Origin of the sequence: Pseudomonas sp. Pse35, assembly GCF_024519715.1 — a bacterium.
Lineage (GTDB): Bacteria > Pseudomonadota > Gammaproteobacteria > Pseudomonadales > Pseudomonadaceae > Aquipseudomonas > Aquipseudomonas paracarnis.
In genome coordinates this window covers 20,163-36,599 of sequence record NZ_JALJRP010000005.1, presented here as the reverse complement: position 1 = coordinate 36,599, position 16,437 = coordinate 20,163, and the positions used below count along the sequence as shown (strand labels likewise).

General features: G+C 59.4%; 18 protein-coding genes. 8 read left to right on the top strand and 10 right to left on the bottom strand.

Going from position 1 to position 16,437, the window contains the following annotated elements; genetic code table 11:
• Nucleotides 1-4 precede the first annotated feature (4 nt).
• Nucleotides 5-154: a hypothetical protein gene (locus OC445_RS05860; protein ID WP_010207387.1), complete on the bottom strand. Its 150-nt coding sequence runs from the start codon at nt 152-154 to the stop codon at nt 5-7.
• Nucleotides 155-349: 195 nt separating this feature from the next.
• Here OC445_RS05860 and OC445_RS05855 point away from each other — a divergent pair, with 195 nt between their 5' ends.
• The gene (locus OC445_RS05855) at nt 350-799 is read left to right on the top strand and encodes an EVE domain-containing protein (RefSeq protein WP_089041507.1); all 450 of its coding nucleotides are present in this window, start codon (nt 350-352) and stop codon (nt 797-799) included.
• Between the two features lie 114 nt (nt 800-913).
• Here the strand turns inward: OC445_RS05855 and OC445_RS05850 are convergent, their stop codons facing one another.
• On the bottom strand, nt 914-1,321 hold the full coding sequence (locus OC445_RS05850; protein WP_198790960.1) for a flagellar basal body-associated protein FliL: 408 nt from the start codon (nt 1,319-1,321) through the stop codon (nt 914-916).
• A 150-nt stretch (nt 1,322-1,471) separates the two neighbouring features.
• Here OC445_RS05850 and OC445_RS05845 point away from each other — a divergent pair, with 150 nt between their 5' ends.
• Nucleotides 1,472-2,449, top strand: a complete 978-nt coding sequence (locus OC445_RS05845; protein WP_198790959.1) for an NADPH:quinone oxidoreductase family protein — start codon at nt 1,472-1,474, stop codon at nt 2,447-2,449.
• Between the two features lie 291 nt (nt 2,450-2,740).
• Nucleotides 2,741-4,078 carry a glycerol-3-phosphate transporter gene (gene glpT / locus OC445_RS05840; RefSeq protein ID WP_198790958.1) on the top strand — a complete coding sequence of 446 codons (1,338 nt, stop codon included), beginning with the start codon at nt 2,741-2,743 and terminating at the stop codon, nt 4,076-4,078.
• Here the strand turns inward: glpT and OC445_RS05835 are convergent.
• Nucleotides 4,075-4,728, bottom strand: coding sequence for a gamma-glutamylcyclotransferase (locus OC445_RS05835; RefSeq protein WP_014720416.1), 654 nt, complete (start codon nt 4,726-4,728; stop codon nt 4,075-4,077). The genes glpT and OC445_RS05835 overlap by 4 nt on opposite strands.
• Before the next feature lie 250 nt (nt 4,729-4,978).
• On the opposite strand from OC445_RS05835, the gene OC445_RS05830 reads away from it, so the two are divergent.
• Entirely contained in the window at nt 4,979-5,461 is a 483-nt protein-coding gene (locus OC445_RS05830) for a hypothetical protein (RefSeq protein WP_057975319.1), read from the top strand.
• A gap of 60 nt (nt 5,462-5,521) precedes the next feature.
• Here OC445_RS05830 and OC445_RS05825 read toward each other — a convergent pair whose 3' ends face one another.
• The 6 genes from OC445_RS05825 to OC445_RS05800 all read right to left on the bottom strand — a co-directional run bounded on the left by OC445_RS05825 (nt 5,522) and on the right by OC445_RS05800 (nt 12,795).
• Nucleotides 5,522-6,490: a CDP-6-deoxy-delta-3,4-glucoseen reductase gene (locus tag OC445_RS05825; protein ID WP_057975318.1), complete on the bottom strand. Its 969-nt coding sequence runs from the start codon at nt 6,488-6,490 to the stop codon at nt 5,522-5,524.
• On the bottom strand, nt 6,490-7,956 hold the full coding sequence (gene ubiD, locus OC445_RS05820) for a 4-hydroxy-3-polyprenylbenzoate decarboxylase (protein WP_003195329.1): 1,467 nt from the start codon (nt 7,954-7,956) through the stop codon (nt 6,490-6,492). The genes OC445_RS05825 and ubiD overlap by 1 nt, the downstream gene beginning before the upstream one ends.
• 59 nt (nt 7,957-8,015) lie before the next feature.
• Nucleotides 8,016-9,998, bottom strand: coding sequence for an acyltransferase family protein (locus OC445_RS05815; RefSeq protein ID WP_198790957.1), 1,983 nt, complete (start codon nt 9,996-9,998; stop codon nt 8,016-8,018).
• Nucleotides 9,999-10,154: 156 nt separating this feature from the next.
• The gene (gene rho / locus OC445_RS05810) at nt 10,155-11,414 is read right to left on the bottom strand and encodes a transcription termination factor Rho (protein ID WP_003176825.1); all 1,260 of its coding nucleotides are present in this window, start codon (nt 11,412-11,414) and stop codon (nt 10,155-10,157) included.
• Nucleotides 11,415-11,648: 234 nt separating this feature from the next.
• Entirely contained in the window at nt 11,649-11,978 is a 330-nt protein-coding gene (gene trxA, locus OC445_RS05805; RefSeq protein ID WP_034129019.1) for a thioredoxin TrxA, read from the bottom strand.
• 121 nt (nt 11,979-12,099) lie between these two features.
• Nucleotides 12,100-12,795, bottom strand: a complete 696-nt coding sequence (locus tag OC445_RS05800; protein ID WP_060763912.1) for a FadR/GntR family transcriptional regulator — start codon at nt 12,793-12,795, stop codon at nt 12,100-12,102.
• A 254-nt stretch (nt 12,796-13,049) separates the two neighbouring features.
• On the opposite strand from OC445_RS05800, the gene OC445_RS05795 reads away from it, so the two are divergent.
• From OC445_RS05795 to OC445_RS05780, 4 genes are read left to right on the top strand one after another with little or no spacing between them, the layout of a single operon-like run.
• Entirely contained in the window at nt 13,050-13,835 is a 786-nt protein-coding gene (locus OC445_RS05795) for a transporter substrate-binding domain-containing protein (RefSeq protein ID WP_054896000.1), read from the top strand.
• Between the two features lie 14 nt (nt 13,836-13,849).
• Nucleotides 13,850-14,518, top strand: a complete 669-nt coding sequence (locus tag OC445_RS05790; RefSeq protein ID WP_054896001.1) for an amino acid ABC transporter permease — start codon at nt 13,850-13,852, stop codon at nt 14,516-14,518.
• Nucleotides 14,515-15,165 carry an amino acid ABC transporter permease gene (locus tag OC445_RS05785; RefSeq protein ID WP_034129023.1) on the top strand — a complete coding sequence of 217 codons (651 nt, stop codon included), beginning with the start codon at nt 14,515-14,517 and terminating at the stop codon, nt 15,163-15,165. Before OC445_RS05790 ends, OC445_RS05785 begins: the two co-directional genes overlap by 4 nt.
• On the top strand, nt 15,152-15,889 hold the full coding sequence (locus OC445_RS05780) for an amino acid ABC transporter ATP-binding protein (RefSeq protein WP_181124100.1): 738 nt from the start codon (nt 15,152-15,154) through the stop codon (nt 15,887-15,889). The genes OC445_RS05785 and OC445_RS05780 overlap by 14 nt, the downstream gene beginning before the upstream one ends.
• Before the next feature lie 4 nt (nt 15,890-15,893).
• On the opposite strand, the gene OC445_RS05775 is transcribed toward OC445_RS05780, so the two are convergent.
• Nucleotides 15,894-16,436 (bottom strand): hypothetical protein, encoded by a 543-nt coding sequence (locus tag OC445_RS05775; protein ID WP_181124099.1) that lies wholly within the window; start codon nt 16,434-16,436, stop codon nt 15,894-15,896.
• Nucleotide 16,437 lies beyond the last annotated feature (1 nt).

Here is a 16,437-nt window from a genome sequence, read left to right as displayed (position 1 = left end):
TGAGTTAACGCTTGAACGGTTGTGGCTGCTGCTGAGCCAGTTCAACCGGTGCATCGGTCTTGTTCGACCACAGGCTCTGGGCATAACCGGTGGTCACGACGCCCAGACCAAACAAAATAACCAAAATCCATAGTAAATCCGGCTTACGTTGCATCGATTGCCCCCCTTTCAGGCACCTCGTACACGATGACAACAACGTTCCAAAGTAGTCCGTTGCAGCTGCGTCAAGCTTAAAAGCGCGCATTCTGCGGTAACGTGAACCAACACGCAAACCTTGACGCCAACCGACTGTCGGTTTGTCACGCAATTGCCCGACAACTTGCCCAATGCCTTTTTCAGGAGCCCAACAATGGCCTACTGGCTGATGAAATCCGAGCCCGACGAACTCTCTATCAAAGGCCTGGAAAAGCTCGGCGAAGCGCGCTGGGACGGGGTACGCAACTATCAGGCCCGCAACTTTTTGCGCGCCATGGCCGTGGGCGACGAGTTTTTCTTCTACCACTCCAGTTGCCCGGAGCCAGGGATTGCCGGCATCGGCAAAATCACTCGGGCCGCCTATCCGGACCCCACTGCGCTGGAACCAGAAAGCCACTATTTCGACGCCAAGGCCACCCCGGAGAAAAACCCGTGGAGCGCGATCGATGTCGCCCACGTGCAGACCTTCCCCAAGGTGCTAAGCCTTGGCTATCTGAAGCAGCAAACTGCACTGGCTGAAATGCCGCTGGTGCAAAAGGGCAGCCGGCTTTCGGTCATGGCAGTCACACCGGAGCAGTGGGCAGCGGTCCTGCAGTTGCTTTAATGGATACTGGCTTCTTGCGGTGCCTGTCAGGGCCTCTTCGCGGGCAAGCCCGCTCCCACACTGGAATGCGAGCCCCTGTGAAAGCGGGCTTGCCCGCGATAGTCGCGCAGCGACTTACTGGATGATCAGGTTGTTGAACAGCAGGTCTTCTACCACTGGCTTGCCGGTTTCATCGTTCATCACCTGCTGCGTTTGCTTCAACGCTTCCTGACGCAGCTTTTCCTTCCCTTCCACACTGCTCATGGTCTCGTTGGTCTGCTGGGTAAACAGCGCGACCAGTTGGTTGCGAATCAACGGGTCGTTGGCCTTGACCAACTTCGCCGCCTCATCACCGGTCACGCGCAGAGCAATGTCGGCCTTGTAGACCTTGAGCTTGGCCGTGCCATCCAGGCCGTAATTGCCCACGAACGGCGGCGTCAGGCTGATGTAGCTGACTTTCGGCGCCTCGCCTTCCTTGGCTTCTTCGGCCTGGGCTGCCATCGGCAACGTCAGGGCAAGCATCAACAGGATCCACGCTTTCACAGTTCATTCCTCGAATTCGGTTGCCGGGTAGCATAACGCTAGCAAGGCTGAGCACAAGCTTATGGGGGCTTATCAGGCGCGGGCATGCTCGTTGACCCACGGGCGTTCCCTCCTACACTTATCGGCCACGACGCCAAAAGGAATAGTCCGATGAAAGCTGTGCTGTGCAAAGCCTTCGGCCCCGCCGAAACCCTGGTGCTGGAAGAGATCGCCAGCCCGGCGATCAAGAAGAACGAAATCCTGTTGGACGTGCACGCGGCCGGGGTGAATTTCCCGGACACCCTGATCATCGAAGGCAAATACCAGTTCAAGCCGCCCTTTCCGTTCTCACCCGGTGGCGAAGCGGCAGGCGTGGTCAGTGAAGTGGGTGAGAAAGTCAGCCATCTGAAAGTCGGTGACCGTGTGATGGCGCTGACCGGCTGGGGCAGCTTTGCCGAGCAGGTCGCGGTGCCCGGCTATAACGTGCTGCCGATCCCGCCGAGCATGGATTTCAACACCGCCGCCGCCTTCAGCATGACCTACGGCACCTCCATGCATGCGCTGAAACAACGCGCCAACCTGCAACCCGGCGAGACCTTGCTGGTGCTTGGTGCGTCCGGCGGCGTGGGCCTGGCCGCCGTGGAGATTGGTAAGGCCATGGGCGCCCGGGTGGTTGCCGCCGCCAGCAGCGCCGACAAGCTCGCAGTGGCCAAGGCCGCTGGCGCCGATGAGCTGATTAACTACAGCGAAGCCAGCCTCAAGGATGAGGTCAAGCGCCTGACCGATGGCAATGGCGCCGATGTTATCTACGACCCGGTGGGTGGCGACCTGTTTGACCAGGCCATTCGTTCGATCGCCTGGAATGGGCGGCTGCTGGTGGTGGGGTTCGCCAGTGGGCGTATTCCTGAACTGCCGGTGAACCTGGCGCTGCTCAAGGGCGCAGCGGTGGTCGGGGTGTTCTGGGGCTCGTTTGCCCAGCGCCAGCCGCAGGATAACGCGGCGAATTTTCAGCAGTTGTTCACGTGGTATGGCGAGGGCAAGTTGAAGCCGTTGGTGTCACAGGTGTATCCGCTGGAACAGGCCGCAAAGGCGATCAATGATCTGGGGCAGCGCAAGGCAGTGGGTAAAATAGTTGTCCAAACCCGATAACACACCTGAAATGCAATCCATGTGGGAGCTGGCTTGCCTGCGACAGCGGTGAGTCAGCTGCTACAGATGAAGCTGAAAGACCGTCATCGCAGGCCAGCCAGCTCCCACAGTAGTTACTTCGCGGTCTTAGGACCTAACCACGACCATCACTTATCTATAGGCGACATGTTCGTAAAAGAACATGCAATTGCTCTCGTTTCCTGTGTTTGCAGATAAGAGGCGATGCTATTTTCGGTAACGAAACTGTAACATTCGCATCCGCAGTCAAAACAAGAAATTTGGAGCTCTTGAATGTTTGCTTTCTTTCGTCCTGCCGCACACCAGGCGCCCTTGCCTGAAGAAAAAATAGACAGTACCTACCGACGGCTGCGCTGGCAGATCTTCGCGGGTATTTTCTTTGGTTACGCCGGTTACTACCTGCTGCGTAAAAACTTCTCCCTGGCCATGCCCTACCTGATCGACGAGGGTTACACCCGCGGTGAACTGGGCCTGGCAATGTCGGCGATTGCGATTGCCTACGGCTTGTCCAAGTTCCTCATGGGCCTGGTGTCCGACCGCTCCAACCCACGCTATTTCCTGCCCTTTGGCCTGCTGGTTTCGGCGGGGGTGATGTTCATTTTCGGTTTCGCGCCTTGGGCAACGTCCAGCGTGACCATGATGTTCATTTTGCTGTTCATCAACGGATGGGCCCAGGGCATGGGCTGGCCGCCAAGTGGGCGGACCATGGTGCACTGGTGGTCGCAGAAAGAACGCGGCGGTGTGGTGTCGGTGTGGAACGTGGCACACAACGTCGGCGGCGGCCTGATCGGCCCGCTGTTCCTGCTGGGCATGGCCTGGTTCAACGACTGGCATGCGGCGTTCTACGTGCCGGCCACCGTGGCCCTGGCGGTGGCGGCGTTTGCCTTCATCACCATGCGCGACACCCCGCAATCGGTGGGCCTGCCGCCTATCGAGCAGTACAAGAACGATTACCCGGAAGGCTACGATGCCAGCCACGAAGACGAATTCAGCGCCAAGGAAATCTTCGTCAAGTACGTGCTGCGCAACAAAATGCTGTGGTACATCGCCTTCGCCAACGTGTTTGTCTATCTGCTGCGCTACGGCGTACTGGACTGGGCGCCGACCTACTTGAAAGAAGCCAAGCACTTCACGGTCGATAAGTCGTCCTGGGCGTACTTCTTCTACGAGTGGGCAGGTATCCCGGGCACGCTGCTGTGCGGCTGGATGTCGGACAAGATCTTCCGTGGCAACCGCGGCCTGACCGGTATCGTGTTCATGGCCCTGGTGACAGTGGCCACTCTGGTTTACTGGCTCAACCCGCCGGGCAACCCGATCATCGACATGATTGCGCTGTTCTCCATCGGCTTCCTGATCTACGGCCCGGTGATGCTGATCGGCCTGCAGGCACTGGAACTGGCTCCGAAGAAGGCCGCCGGCACCGCAGCGGGCTTCACCGGTTTGTTCGGTTATCTGGGCGGTTCGGTAGCGGCAAGTGCGGCCATGGGCTACACGGTCGACCATTTCGGCTGGGACGGTGGTTTCGTGCTGCTGATTGGTGCGTGCGTACTGGCGATCGCGTTCCTGATCCCTACACTGTGGCACACCAACAGTGTCAGCTCGGCGCGTTAACCACCCAGGCAGTCCTTGGCACAACGCTTGAGCCGCGCCTCCAGGTTTTTATCTGGCATGGCGTGGCTACGCAGGGCGTTCACGGTCTGCTCGACATAATCGCGAGTGGTACCGTAACGCCCGCAAGCGCTTTGCAGTACGTGATTAAGCACGATATCGGGCAAGTTGCCGGCATAGCTAGGCAAGTGCCGCTCCAACACAAACCCCAACGCCTGCACGGTGCTGCCATCTTCCAATCGGCAGCTGAGCCAGTGCGGCCGGTACGAGGGGTAAGGCATCTCGCGTTGCCACAGGGCATACAGCGAGGCCTCCAACTGGTCCTCCGGCAAGCGGTAGGCAAACCCGCTGCAGGAACCACCGCGATCCAGCCCGAACACCAACCCCGGCAGCTCCGGCGTACCGCGATGCTCGTGTGACCACAAATACAGGCCACGGTGATAACCGTGAACCCGTGCACGCACCCGCTCGGTCGACGAGCATTCAGGGCGCCAGATCAGCGAACCATACGCAAACAGCCACACCGGCCCACCCTTGTGCCGAGCCATGGTGGCTTGCATCGAGCTCATCAATTGTTCGTGAGTGAGTTGCGGCCCCAGATCGAGCCGCGGAGGGTAAGCCAATTGCAGAAGATCGGTTTCAATGGCGGTCATGGCGAAAAGCGGTGCGCCTCCTGTGTGTTACCAGTTGTGAGCGACTTTACCGTAATAAAACGCAGCGCTGTAACCGTACGGCGAAAAAGTGCCACTGGGCATTAATCAACGCCGCCACTCGTCAGGATCTGGACGGTTAATCCCGCTACTGTCAGCCCCGGTTCAGCCTGGGCGGGCGCCATGCCGTCAAACTAGCGCGCACATAACGACCCACTTAGCCGTTCATTACATCGACTATCGAGGTCGCCCCATGAAAAAATTTCGATTGCCTGGGCTGTTGTTCCTGGCCCAAGCCACCACCGCGCTGGCGAGCGAAACCCCACTCGCCAACGACGACAAAGGCTTCTGGTACGCCCAGACCAGTGTCTACACCCGGCACTTCGCACCCGACCCGGAGCACAACAACAAGCAGGGCTTGATCGGCCTGGAACGCAACGAGGCATCGGGGCTGTTGTATGGTGGGGTGACTTTTCGCAACTCGTTCCGCCAGCGCTCGTACTACGCCTATGCGGGCAAGCGCTATGACCTGGCGGAGTATCCGGTGTATGCAAAATTGACCGGCGGGCTGCTTCAGGGCTATCGCGGCGAGTACCGCGACAAGATCCCGTTGAACCGATTCGGTGTGGCGCCGGTGATCATTCCGTCGGTGGGCGCGCATTACGGGCCGGTGGCGGCGGAGTTGGTGTTGCTCGGGTTCAACGCGGCAATGGTGACAACTGGCGTGCGCTTCTGACACGACACTGTCCCCTGTGGGAGCTGACTTGCCTGCTCCTACATTATTCAGCGCAAGGCTTCAGGGCCTTGGGGCGTAGGCGAAGACGTCGGCGCGCATCCGGTGCGCATCCATGCCGGCGTTGACCAGTGCGTCCAGCGTGCCGTAGATCATCGCCGGCGAACCGCTGGCGTAGACGTGCACGCTATTGAGGTCGGCAATGTCTTCGCACACTGCCTCATGCAGCAAACCACAGCGCCCTTCCCAACCACACAGATCGCTGACGACTTTGTGCAGGAACAGGTTGGGTAATTGCAGCCATTGATCCCAATGCTCGATTTCGTAGAAATCTTCCGGCAGACGCACGCCCCAATACAGATGCACCGGGTGCTTGAAACCTGAAGCGCGGCAATGCTCGATCAGACTGTTCATCTGCGCCATGCCGGTGCCGGCGGCCATCAGTACCAGTGGCCCGTCTGGCAGTTCAGCCAGGTGAGTGTCGCCAAACGGCAGCTCGACGCGCGCCATCTGGTTACGCTGCAACTGTTCGATGAGGCTGCGCGCGCTGGCTTCCCGTGCCAGTACATGCAACTCCAACTCACGCCCGGCATGGGGCGCCGAGGCCAGGGAAAACGCTGACTTCTCGCCGTTGTCCCGCTCGATCATCAGGTATTGCCCGGCGTGATAACGCACCGCCTTGCCAGCCGGGGCACGCAGGCGCACGCGCCACACATCGCCACCCACTTGCGCACACTCGATCAATTGGCACGACAATTTGCGCAACGGCAACTCTCCCGGCGCCAGAACGCCATCCCACAGCACCACACAATCCTCCAGGGGCTCGGCGATACAGGTGTAGAACTCACCATGATCGCGCACTTCCCCGGCTTGGCGTACCCGGCCTTCCACCAGCAACGCCGCGCAGACATGGCACACGCCATTGCGACAGGCCTGAGGGCACTCATAGCCCAGGCGACGGGCACCTTCGAGGATTCGCTCGCCAGGGGCCAGTTCCAGCACAGCACCGGAAGGTTGCAGGGTTACACGCATCAATCTATTCCCAATTCTTTCCAGATCGCATCGACCCGCGCCGTGACGGCTTCATCCTTGACGATCACCCGGCCCCACTCACGCGTGGTTTCGCCCGGCCATTTGTGCGTGGCATCCAGGCCCATCTTTGAGCCAAGGCCCGATACCGGCGACGCGAAGTCGAGGTAGTCGATGGGCGTGTTGTCGATCATCACCGTGTCGCGCTTGGGATCCATGCGCGTGGTGATGGCCCAGATCACGTCGTTCCAGTCCCGGGCATTGATGTCGTCGTCGGTGACGATAACGAACTTGGTGTACATGAACTGTCGCAAAAACGACCACACACCGAGCATTACCCGCTTGGCATGCCCCGGATACGACTTCTTCATGGTGACGATGGCCATGCGATACGAACAGCCCTCGGGCGGCAGGTAGAAGTCGGTGATCTCCGGGAATTGCTTTTGCAGGATCGGCACGAACACTTCGTTGAGCGCCACGCCGAGGATGGCGGGCTCATCGGGCGGACGACCCGTGTAGGTGCTGTGGTAGATCGGCTTGACCCGATGGGTGATGCGCTCGACGGTGAACACCGGGAAGCTGTCGACTTCGTTGTAGTAACCGGTGTGGTCGCCGTACGGGCCTTCATCGGCCATTTCACCTGGGTGAATCACGCCTTCAAGAATGATTTCAGCGGTGGCCGGCACTTGCAGGTCATTACCGCGGCACTTCACCAGCTCCGTGCGATTACCGCGCAACAAACCGGCGAAAGCGTACTCGGAGAGGCTGTCAGGTACGGGCGTGACCGCGCCGAGGATGGTCGCCGGGTCGGCACCCAGGGCCACGGATACCGGGAACGGCTTGCCGGGATGCTTTTCGCACCACTCACGGAAGTCGAGGGCGCCGCCACGGTGGCTCAGCCAGCGCATGATCACTTTGTTACGGCCAATGACTTGCTGACGGTAGATACCGAGGTTCTGGCGGTCCTTGTTCGGGCCTTTGGTGACGGTCAGGCCCCAGGTGATGAGCGGGCCGACGTCGCCGGGCCAGCAGGTTTGCACCGGGAGCATGGCCAGGTCGACATCGTCGCCCTCAATGACCACTTCCTGGCACACCGCGTCCTTGACCACCTTGGGGGCCATGGCAATGATCTTGCGGAAGATCGGCAGCTTGGACCAGGCGTCCTTCAAGCCCTTGGGCGGCTCGGGCTCCTTGAGAAAAGCCAGCAGCTTGCCGATCTCGCGCAGTTCGCTGACGGACTCGGCGCCCATGCCAAAGGCCACGCGCTCGGGAGTGCCGAACAGGTTGCCCAGCACCGGAATATCGAAGCCGGTCGGGTTTTCGAACAACAGCGCCGGGCCCTTGTTGCGCAAGGTGCGGTCGCAAATCTCAGTCATTTCCAGCACCGGAGAAATCGGCATCTGGATACGTTTCAACTCTCCGCGCTGCTCAAGTTGCTGCACGAAATCCCGAAGATCCTTGAATTTCATTAACCATGCCACCCGTAAAATAGGCGTACATCCTACCTGCTCTGAGGGCGGCTGGCAGCTTAATTGGCCGTCAATCCGCGTGATTGCAACGAACTGAACAACGGCTCCAGGAAGGCTTCGATGTGTCGCGCGCCGACGTCTGAAAGGTGGTTATCGTCGGTATACAGCGCTCGGCCATTGAGTTCGACCCGGCATACACCGTCGGTGCCACACAGCAAAGGTGCAGGGTCCAGCACCGCGACACCGCTGTCGGCCGCCGCCAACTCATCAAACAAGTGCGTGATAAAGGCCTGGCGCTTTACATGCTCGGCCACGGCGAGCCCTTCACCGTCCACGGGGCGGTTCATCATGGCCAGGCGGCTGAGACGGTAAGGTACGATGATTTCCTGCAGCGGCACTTCCTTGACCAGCCAGACCTTGTGCCCGGCAGCGCGCAAGCCCTGGATGCGCTCGCGCAAGCCCTGGGCAAAGCGTTGTTCGGCGACGGCACGCACATACTGGCCGGTGCCCGGGTCTTTGAGCGCATGCTCCTTGTCACCGGACATTTGCCCGTACACATACAGGCTCCAGCGGGCGGCCAACACCACATCGCTGAAAGCCTGCTCGGACATGGCCTTCTCGACGCGACGATTGAAATGCGCGCAGCGGGCAATATTCTCCAGGCCATCGAGGGGAATACAGCCGGCAAAACTGGCTTCGACCAGGCTGATATCGTGGCGATCAGCGCCCTCTTTAAGTGCGGGTATCAGCGCAGTGGCGTGACTGTCGCCCCATACCAGCGCTGAAACAGATTGGCCTTTCGGGCCGAAATGGCAGAACAAGCGTTCATCGGGCGTATCTTTGTCGGCCATGCACGCCAGCAGGTCAGGGCTCCACTTCTTGGCCTGGGCAAAACGCAACGCCTGTTCGGACAAGCGCGAAGGCACGCCGTCAGCTTCGCGTATCGCAAGGCCAGTGAAGCCCAGCCCCAGAATGCCGACCATGGCTGACGCCAGAATCGCCTTACGCGAAGCCAGCAAACGTTTTTCCCGGAACGGCGTTTCCACGAAGCGCCAGGACAGATAGCCCAGCACCAGCGAAAGCAGCATCAGCCCCGCCAGCTCCAGCGCGCTCAAGCCATCCACCGCGGCATAGTTGGCGTACACGAACACCGGCCAGTGCCAGAGGTACCAGGAATAAGAGATCAGCCCGATACCCACCATGATCCGTGTGCCCAACAGGCGAGCGACCCAGGTCTGTTGCTGGCCGTTGGCCCAGATCAACCCGACCACCCCCAGCACGGGCAACAACGCGGTCGCACCTGGGAACGGCGTTTTCGCGTCGTAGCCCAGCACAGCGATGAGGATCAATGCCAGGGAAGCCAGGCTGACCCCTTGAGCCAAGGCCGGCGAGGCGCGCCATTCACGCTTGGGCTGCACCGCCAGCATTGCACCGGCCAGTAGTTCCCAGGCCCGCAGGTGCAACAGGAAGAAGGCTTTCTGCGGCTCATGCTGAACCGCCCAGACGCTCATGCCAAACGACACCAACAGTACCGCGAACAATGCCAGGCGCCAGTGCTTCAACCGACTGGAAAACAACGTCAGCAGCAATGGGAAGAAAATATAGAACTGCTCTTCTACTGCAAGCGACCAGGTATGCAGCAAGGGCTTGATGTCGGATGAGGCATCAAAGTAGCCATGCTGACGCGAGAACAACAGGTTCGACGTAAAGGTCACCTGATAGTGCGCAGACCGCCCTAACTCCTCATAGTCCTTGGGCGCCAACAGGAACCAACCCACTGCCAGTGTCGCGGCGATCATCACAAACAGGGCCGGCAAGATACGCCGGGCTCGACGAGCCCAGAAGTCGATGAAGCTGAAGCGTCCAGCTTGACGCTCACGCCAGATAATTGACGTGATCAGGAAACCTGAGATGACGAAGAAGACGTCAACGCCAACAAAACCGCCAGTAATGCCAGGGACACCAAAGTGGAACAACACGACTGCAAGGACAGCAATGGCACGCAGGCCATCGATGTCTCTGCGGTAAGCAAGGGTGGTCATAAGAATGTGGTCAGTCTGCGACGAAAGGGATGAGCGAAGTCACGCGTCAATTTTTGTTACTTAACGGATACTTATGCCACAAAAATCGCAGAATCTCGACGCAAAAAAAATGGCGCCCCATTAAGGACGCCATTTTTTTGGACCTGAAACGCTGTATTACTTGCGTTTCATCGACAGGAAGAACTCGTCGTTGGTCTTGGTGGTTTTCAGCTTGTCGATCAGAAACTCGATGGCCGCGACTTCGTCCATCGGGTGCAGCAGCTTGCGCAGGATCCACATACGCTGCAGTTCGTCGTCTGCGGTCAGCAACTCTTCGCGGCGGGTGCCGGAGCGGTTGATGTTGATCGCGGGGAACACACGCTTTTCAGCGATGCGGCGGTCCAAAGGCAGTTCCATGTTGCCGGTACCCTTGAACTCTTCGTAGATCACTTCGTCCATCTTCGAGCCGGTTTCAACCAGCGCGGTGGCGATAATGGTCAGCGAGCCGCCTTCTTCGATGTTCCGCGCAGCGCCGAAGAAACGCTTTGGTTTCTCCAGGGCGTGGGCATCGACACCACCGGTCAGCACCTTGCCGGAGCTCGGGATCACGGTGTTGTAGGCACGGGCCAGACGCGTGATGGAATCGAGCAGGATCACCACGTCTTTCTTGTGCTCGACCAGGCGCTTGGCCTTTTCGATCACCATTTCGGCAACCTGCACGTGGCGGGTTGGCGGCTCATCGAACGTCGAGGCAACCACTTCGCCGCGCACGGTGCGCTGCATTTCGGTCACTTCTTCCGGACGCTCATCGATCAACAACACGATCAGATGAACTTCAGGGTTGTTACGTGCAATGTTCGCGGCGATGTTCTGCAGCATGATGGTCTTGCCGGCTTTCGGCGGTGCGACGATCAGGCCACGCTGGCCTTTGCCGATCGGAGCGCAGAGATCGATCACACGACCGGTCAAGTCTTCGGTGGAGCCGTTACCGGCTTCCATCTTCATGCGCACGGTCGGGAACAGCGGGGTCAGGTTCTCGAAGAGAATCTTGTTTTTCGCGTTCTCTGGGCGGTCGAAGTTGATCGTGTCGACCTTGAGCAGGGCGAAGTAACGCTCGCCTTCCTTCGGAGGACGGATCTTGCCAACGATGGTGTCACCAGTGCGCAAGTTGAAGCGACGGATCTGGCTCGGCGAGACGTAGATATCGTCTGGGCCGGCGAGATAGGACGCGTCTGCAGAGCGGAGGAAGCCGAAGCCGTCCTGGAGGATCTCCAGCACGCCATCACCGGAGATTTCCTCGCCGCTTTTCGCGTGCTTCTTGAGCAGGGAGAAAATCACGTCCTGCTTGCGCGAACGGGCCATATTTTCTATGCCCATTTCTTCGGCCAATTGGAGCAGGTCGGTAATCGGCTTTTGCTTGAGTTCAGTCAGATTCATATAGGAATGACGTAATCATTTATGGAGGGGGGAAATTAAGCTTTTGGCTTAATGAGGCCGCGCCGCAGAGAAGGCGACAGGATCGCGTACTAATCGAAAAGGAATGCGTCGGCGACGGCTTGCAGGGGGCAGTGGAGAAACCACTGCGGGGCCGAATGTACCACCTGGATTTCGGAGCGTCTAGCCCTGCTTTACGAAAAAGCCCCGCTATTTGCGGGGCTTTTTTGACGACGCTTAGATGTTCGCGTCGAGGAAAGCTTGCAGCTGGGACTTCGACAGCGCGCCCACTTTAGTCGCTTCAACATTGCCGTTCTTGAACAGCATCAGCGTAGGAATACCACGTACGCCATGCTTGGCCGGAGTTTCCTGGTTGTCGTCGATGTTCAGCTTGGCAACGGTCAGCTTGCCTTCGTAGGTGGTTGCAATGTCGTCCAGGACCGGAGCGATCATTTTGCAAGGGCCGCACCATTCAGCCCAGTAGTCAACCAGCACCGGGCCGGCAGCCTTGAGTACTTCGGCCTCAAAGGTCGCGTCGGTGACGTGCTTGATAAGATCGTTGCTCATGGATGTCTCCGGATTGTAAGCAAAAAAAACGTTGCCCATCATAGCCGCCCTTCCCCTGTTCAGGAAGCCGCGTCTGATTGAGTCTTGCTATGAAGTTGAATGAGTGTGGGTATGACCCCACTCACGACGTAACGGGCGTCACGAACGCAATGCCCGTGCGCAACGCAGCATTACGTATATGTTCCTGCATGGTTTTCTGCGCCGTCGTACTGTTGCGGCGGGCCAGGGCACGCAGGATCCTGCGATGTTCCTGCCAGGTTTCCATGGCCCGCTCCGGCCGGATGAACGGTAGTTTCTGACTCTCCAAAAACACCTCGGCACTGGCACTGAGGATACTCACCATTGCCTGGTTACCGCTGGCCAGCAGAATGCACTGGTGAAATTCGAAGTCCAGGCGAGCGGCCGCTTCGAAGTCACGCGCCTTGAGCACTCTGTGCATGGCTTCGACATTATCCTCCAGGCTGTCCAGCGCCTCGATGGTCAGTGTCATTGCTGCCAACCCCGCCGCAAACCCCTCCAATGCGTAGCGCAGCTGGAAGATATCCGGCGGCGTAGCCTGCGCCGCGAAGGGCCAGGCAAACCCGGGCGCTTCTTGCACGTCCTGCACGAACACGCCCTTGCCCGGCTGCACACTGACCACGCCCAAGGCGCTAAGCGATGACAGCGCCTCACGCAACGAAGCCCGGCTCACCCCCAATTGCAGGGCCAGGTCGCGCTGGGACGGTAACGCATCGCCCGGCCCGAAGCCTTGCTCCTTGATGAGTTTGCGGATGGCCTGCAAGGCCGCTTCCGGTACGGCTTGGGCAATGGAATTCATAAAAAGCACAGGTTCCCGATAGCTGCGTGACCCGTTGTAAAACTATTTATGGCCGGCTGCAAGCCACGCCCCAAAGGGGCTCGCAGCTTTTTGTGAGCGCTCGAAAAGGGTGCGAAAACCCTGGCAACTGTTCAGACCAGTAAGACCTGTGCATCTCAATAAACATCAGCCTTGCAGACGATCCGAACGGTGCTGGCATGGGCTGTGCACTGGGCAAACTCAGAAAATTCCTTCGCCTTTTTCGGAGAGTTGCCATGACCAAGCGCTACAGCGCCCTGCTCACTGCCCTGTTTGCCAGCCTGATGCTGAGCCAGGCACCCGCCCAGGCGAATGGTCTGGATGACATCGTCGCTCGTGGCACGCTGAAGGTTGCCGTCCCCCAGGACTTTCCGCCGTTTGGCTCGGTCGGCCCTGACATGCAACCCCGTGGCCTGGACATCGACACCGCCAAACTGCTGGCCGACCAACTCAAGGTCAAGCTGGAACTGACCCCGGTGAACAGCACCAACCGCATCCCGTTTCTCACCACCGGCAAGGTCGATCTGGTGATTTCCAGCCTGGGCAAGAACCCCGAGCGCGCAAAGGTCATCGACTTCTCCAGCGCCTACGCGCCGTTCTACCTCGCCGTGTTTGGGCCGCCTGACGCCGCCATCGCCAGCCTCGACGACCTCAAGGGCAAGACCATTAGCGTGACCCGTGGCGCCATCGAGGACATCGAGCTGACAGCGGTAGCGCCCAAGGAAGCCACGATCAAGCGCTTTGAAGACAACAATTCCACTATCGCCGCCTACCTGGCCGGCCAGGTCGACTTGATCGCCAGCGGCAACGTGGTCATGGTGGCCATCAGCGAACGCAACCCCAAACGCGTACCCGCGCTGAAGGTGAAGCTCAAGGACTCGCCGGTATACGTGGGCGTGAACAAGAACGAGCCGGCGCTGTTGGAAAAGGTCAACCAGATCCTGGTCGCAGCCAAGGCTGACGGTAGCCTGGAGAAAAACGCCATGCAGTGGCTCAAAGAACCGCTGCCTGCCGACCTCTGACGCGGAGCTCAACGATGGCCTATCAATTCGACTTTGTGCCGGTGCTGGCCAATACCGACCTGCTCCTGCGTGGCGCGCTGTTCACCCTTGAGCTGACGGCCATTGGCGCCCTCCTCGGCGTGGCACTGGGCACTGTCGGCGCCGTGGTACGGGCGTGGAAGATCCAGCCGTTTGCGTGGCTCTTTGGTGTGTATGTCGAGTTGATCCGCAACACGCCGTTCCTGGTGCAACTGTTCTTTATCTTCTTCGGTCTGCCGTCCCTGGGGTTGAAAATCACTGAATGGCAAGCCGCCGTGCTGGCGATGGTGATCAACCTGGGGGCGTACTCCACCGAGATCATACGTGCGGGTATCCAGGCCATCCCACGGGGGCAACTGGAAGCGGCCGCGGCGCTGGCAATGACGCGCTTCGAGGCGTTCCGCCATGTGGTGTTGCTACCAGCCCTGGGCAAGGTGTGGCCAGCCCTGAGCAGCCAGATCATCATCGTGATGCTCGGCTCGGCGGTGTGTTCGCAGATCGCGACTGAAGAGCTGAGCTTTGCCGCCAACTTTATCCAGTCGCGTAATTTCCGGGCCTTTGAAACCTATGCCCTGACCACCCTGGTGTACCTGTGCATGGCGCTGATGATTCGCCAGTTGCTCAACTGGATCGGCCGACGGTTTGTCATGAGGAACAGCCGATGAGTGATTTTTCGTTCTGGGACATCGTGCGCAACCTGCTTACCGGCCTGCAATGGACGCTGCTGCTATCACTAGTGGCGTTTGTGGGCGGCGGCCTGATCGGCTTACTGGTGATGACCCTGCGCATCAGCCGCAAAGCGTTCCCACGCAACATTGCCCGCGCCTATATCGAACTGTTCCAGGGCACGCCACTGCTGATGCAGCTGTTCCTGGTGTTTTTCGGCGTTGCCCTGCTCGGCGTGGACATATCGCCCTGGCTGGCAGCGGCGATTGCGTTGACCCTGTTTACCAGCGCTTACCTGGCTGAAATATGGCGCGGCTGCGTCGACTCAATTGCCCACGGCCAATGGGAAGCCTCGGCCAGCCTGGCCCTCAACCCGCTTGAACAACTGCGCTACGTGATCTTGCCCCAGGCGCTACGTATTGCTGTCGCGCCGACAGTGGGCTTCTCGGTGCAGGTGGTCAAAGGCACCGCCGTGACCTCGATCATCGGCTTCACCGAACTGACCAAGACGGGCGGCATGCTCGCCAACGCCACCTTCGAACCCTTCATGGTCTATGGCCTGGTGGCCCTCGGTTACTTCCTGCTTTGCTACCCCTTGTCCCTCAGTGCGCGCTACCTGGAAAGGAGACTGCATGCCTCTGCTTAGAATTTCTGCCCTGCATAAATATTACGGCGATCACCACGTGCTCAAGGGCATCGACCTGACGGTGGACGAAGGCCAGGTGGTGGCAATCATCGGCCGCAGCGGCTCGGGCAAGTCCACCTTGCTGCGCACCCTCAATGGTCTGGAGTCGATCAACGACGGCGTCATCGAAGTCGATGGTGAATACCTCGACGCGGCCCGCGCCGACCTGCGCAGCCTGCGGCAGAAGGTCGGCATGGTGTTCCAGCAATTCAATCTGTTCCCGCACCTGACCGTGGGCGAGAACGTGATGCTGGCGCCGCAAGTGGTGCAGAAAGTGCCAAAGGCCAAAGCGGTGCAGTTGGCAAAGCAGATGCTGGAAAGGGTAGGCCTGGGCGAGAAGTTCAACGCTTTCCCTGATCGACTGTCCGGTGGCCAGCAACAGCGAGTCGCCATTGCCCGCGCACTGGCCATGTCACCCAAAGTGCTGCTGTGCGATGAAATCACATCGGCCCTGGACCCGGAGCTGGTCAATGAAGTGCTCAGCGTGGTGCGCCAACTGGCTAAAGACGGCATGACCCTGATCATGGTGACCCACGAGATGCGTTTTGCCCGGGAGGTTGGGGATAAGTTGGTGTTCATGCACCAGGGAAAGGTGCATGAAGTGGGCGATCCGAAAGTGCTGTTTGCACATCCGCAATCTGCCGAGCTGGCAAACTTCATCGGCAGCCATGGATCACCTGCCTGAGGACTCAGCCACCGGACACCAGCTCGAAACGCCCATTGCCCTCGTATGTGGTTTTATTGCCAACAGCAGTGGCTGCGCTCGATAGCCAGGTGTCTACTTGCACCTGCGCCGAAAAAGCGTGGCCTCTGGCAGGGACTCCGCCGACCAGCACTACCAGAGATTGGCCTGGGCGTAGCTGGGCGTCCCGTTCGGTAGGGTTGTGCCATTGCGCTAACTCGATGGGTTTACCGTCGAGTTGAGGATGCTGAAGCGTCAGGTTGAAAAAACCCTGGCGTCCAAACCTGTAGCCAGTCTCATTGGCCGGCACGCCTTGAAAACGTAGCGCAATCACCGCAGCCTCCACGCAGATCACGTTCAGACGTACCATACGCTTTCCCAGCGAAGCACCCCGATTTTCGAGCTGTTCGCCTGGGCGAAGCAGGCCGTAATCGATGATGGGCTGGCTCAGGGACAGGCGGCAGTTCGCAGCACTTGCCGGCGCTGCCAGTAAAAGGCCGCTCAACAACAGCCCCAAGCCTTTGAGGCACCCGATACGCCACTCGTTCATG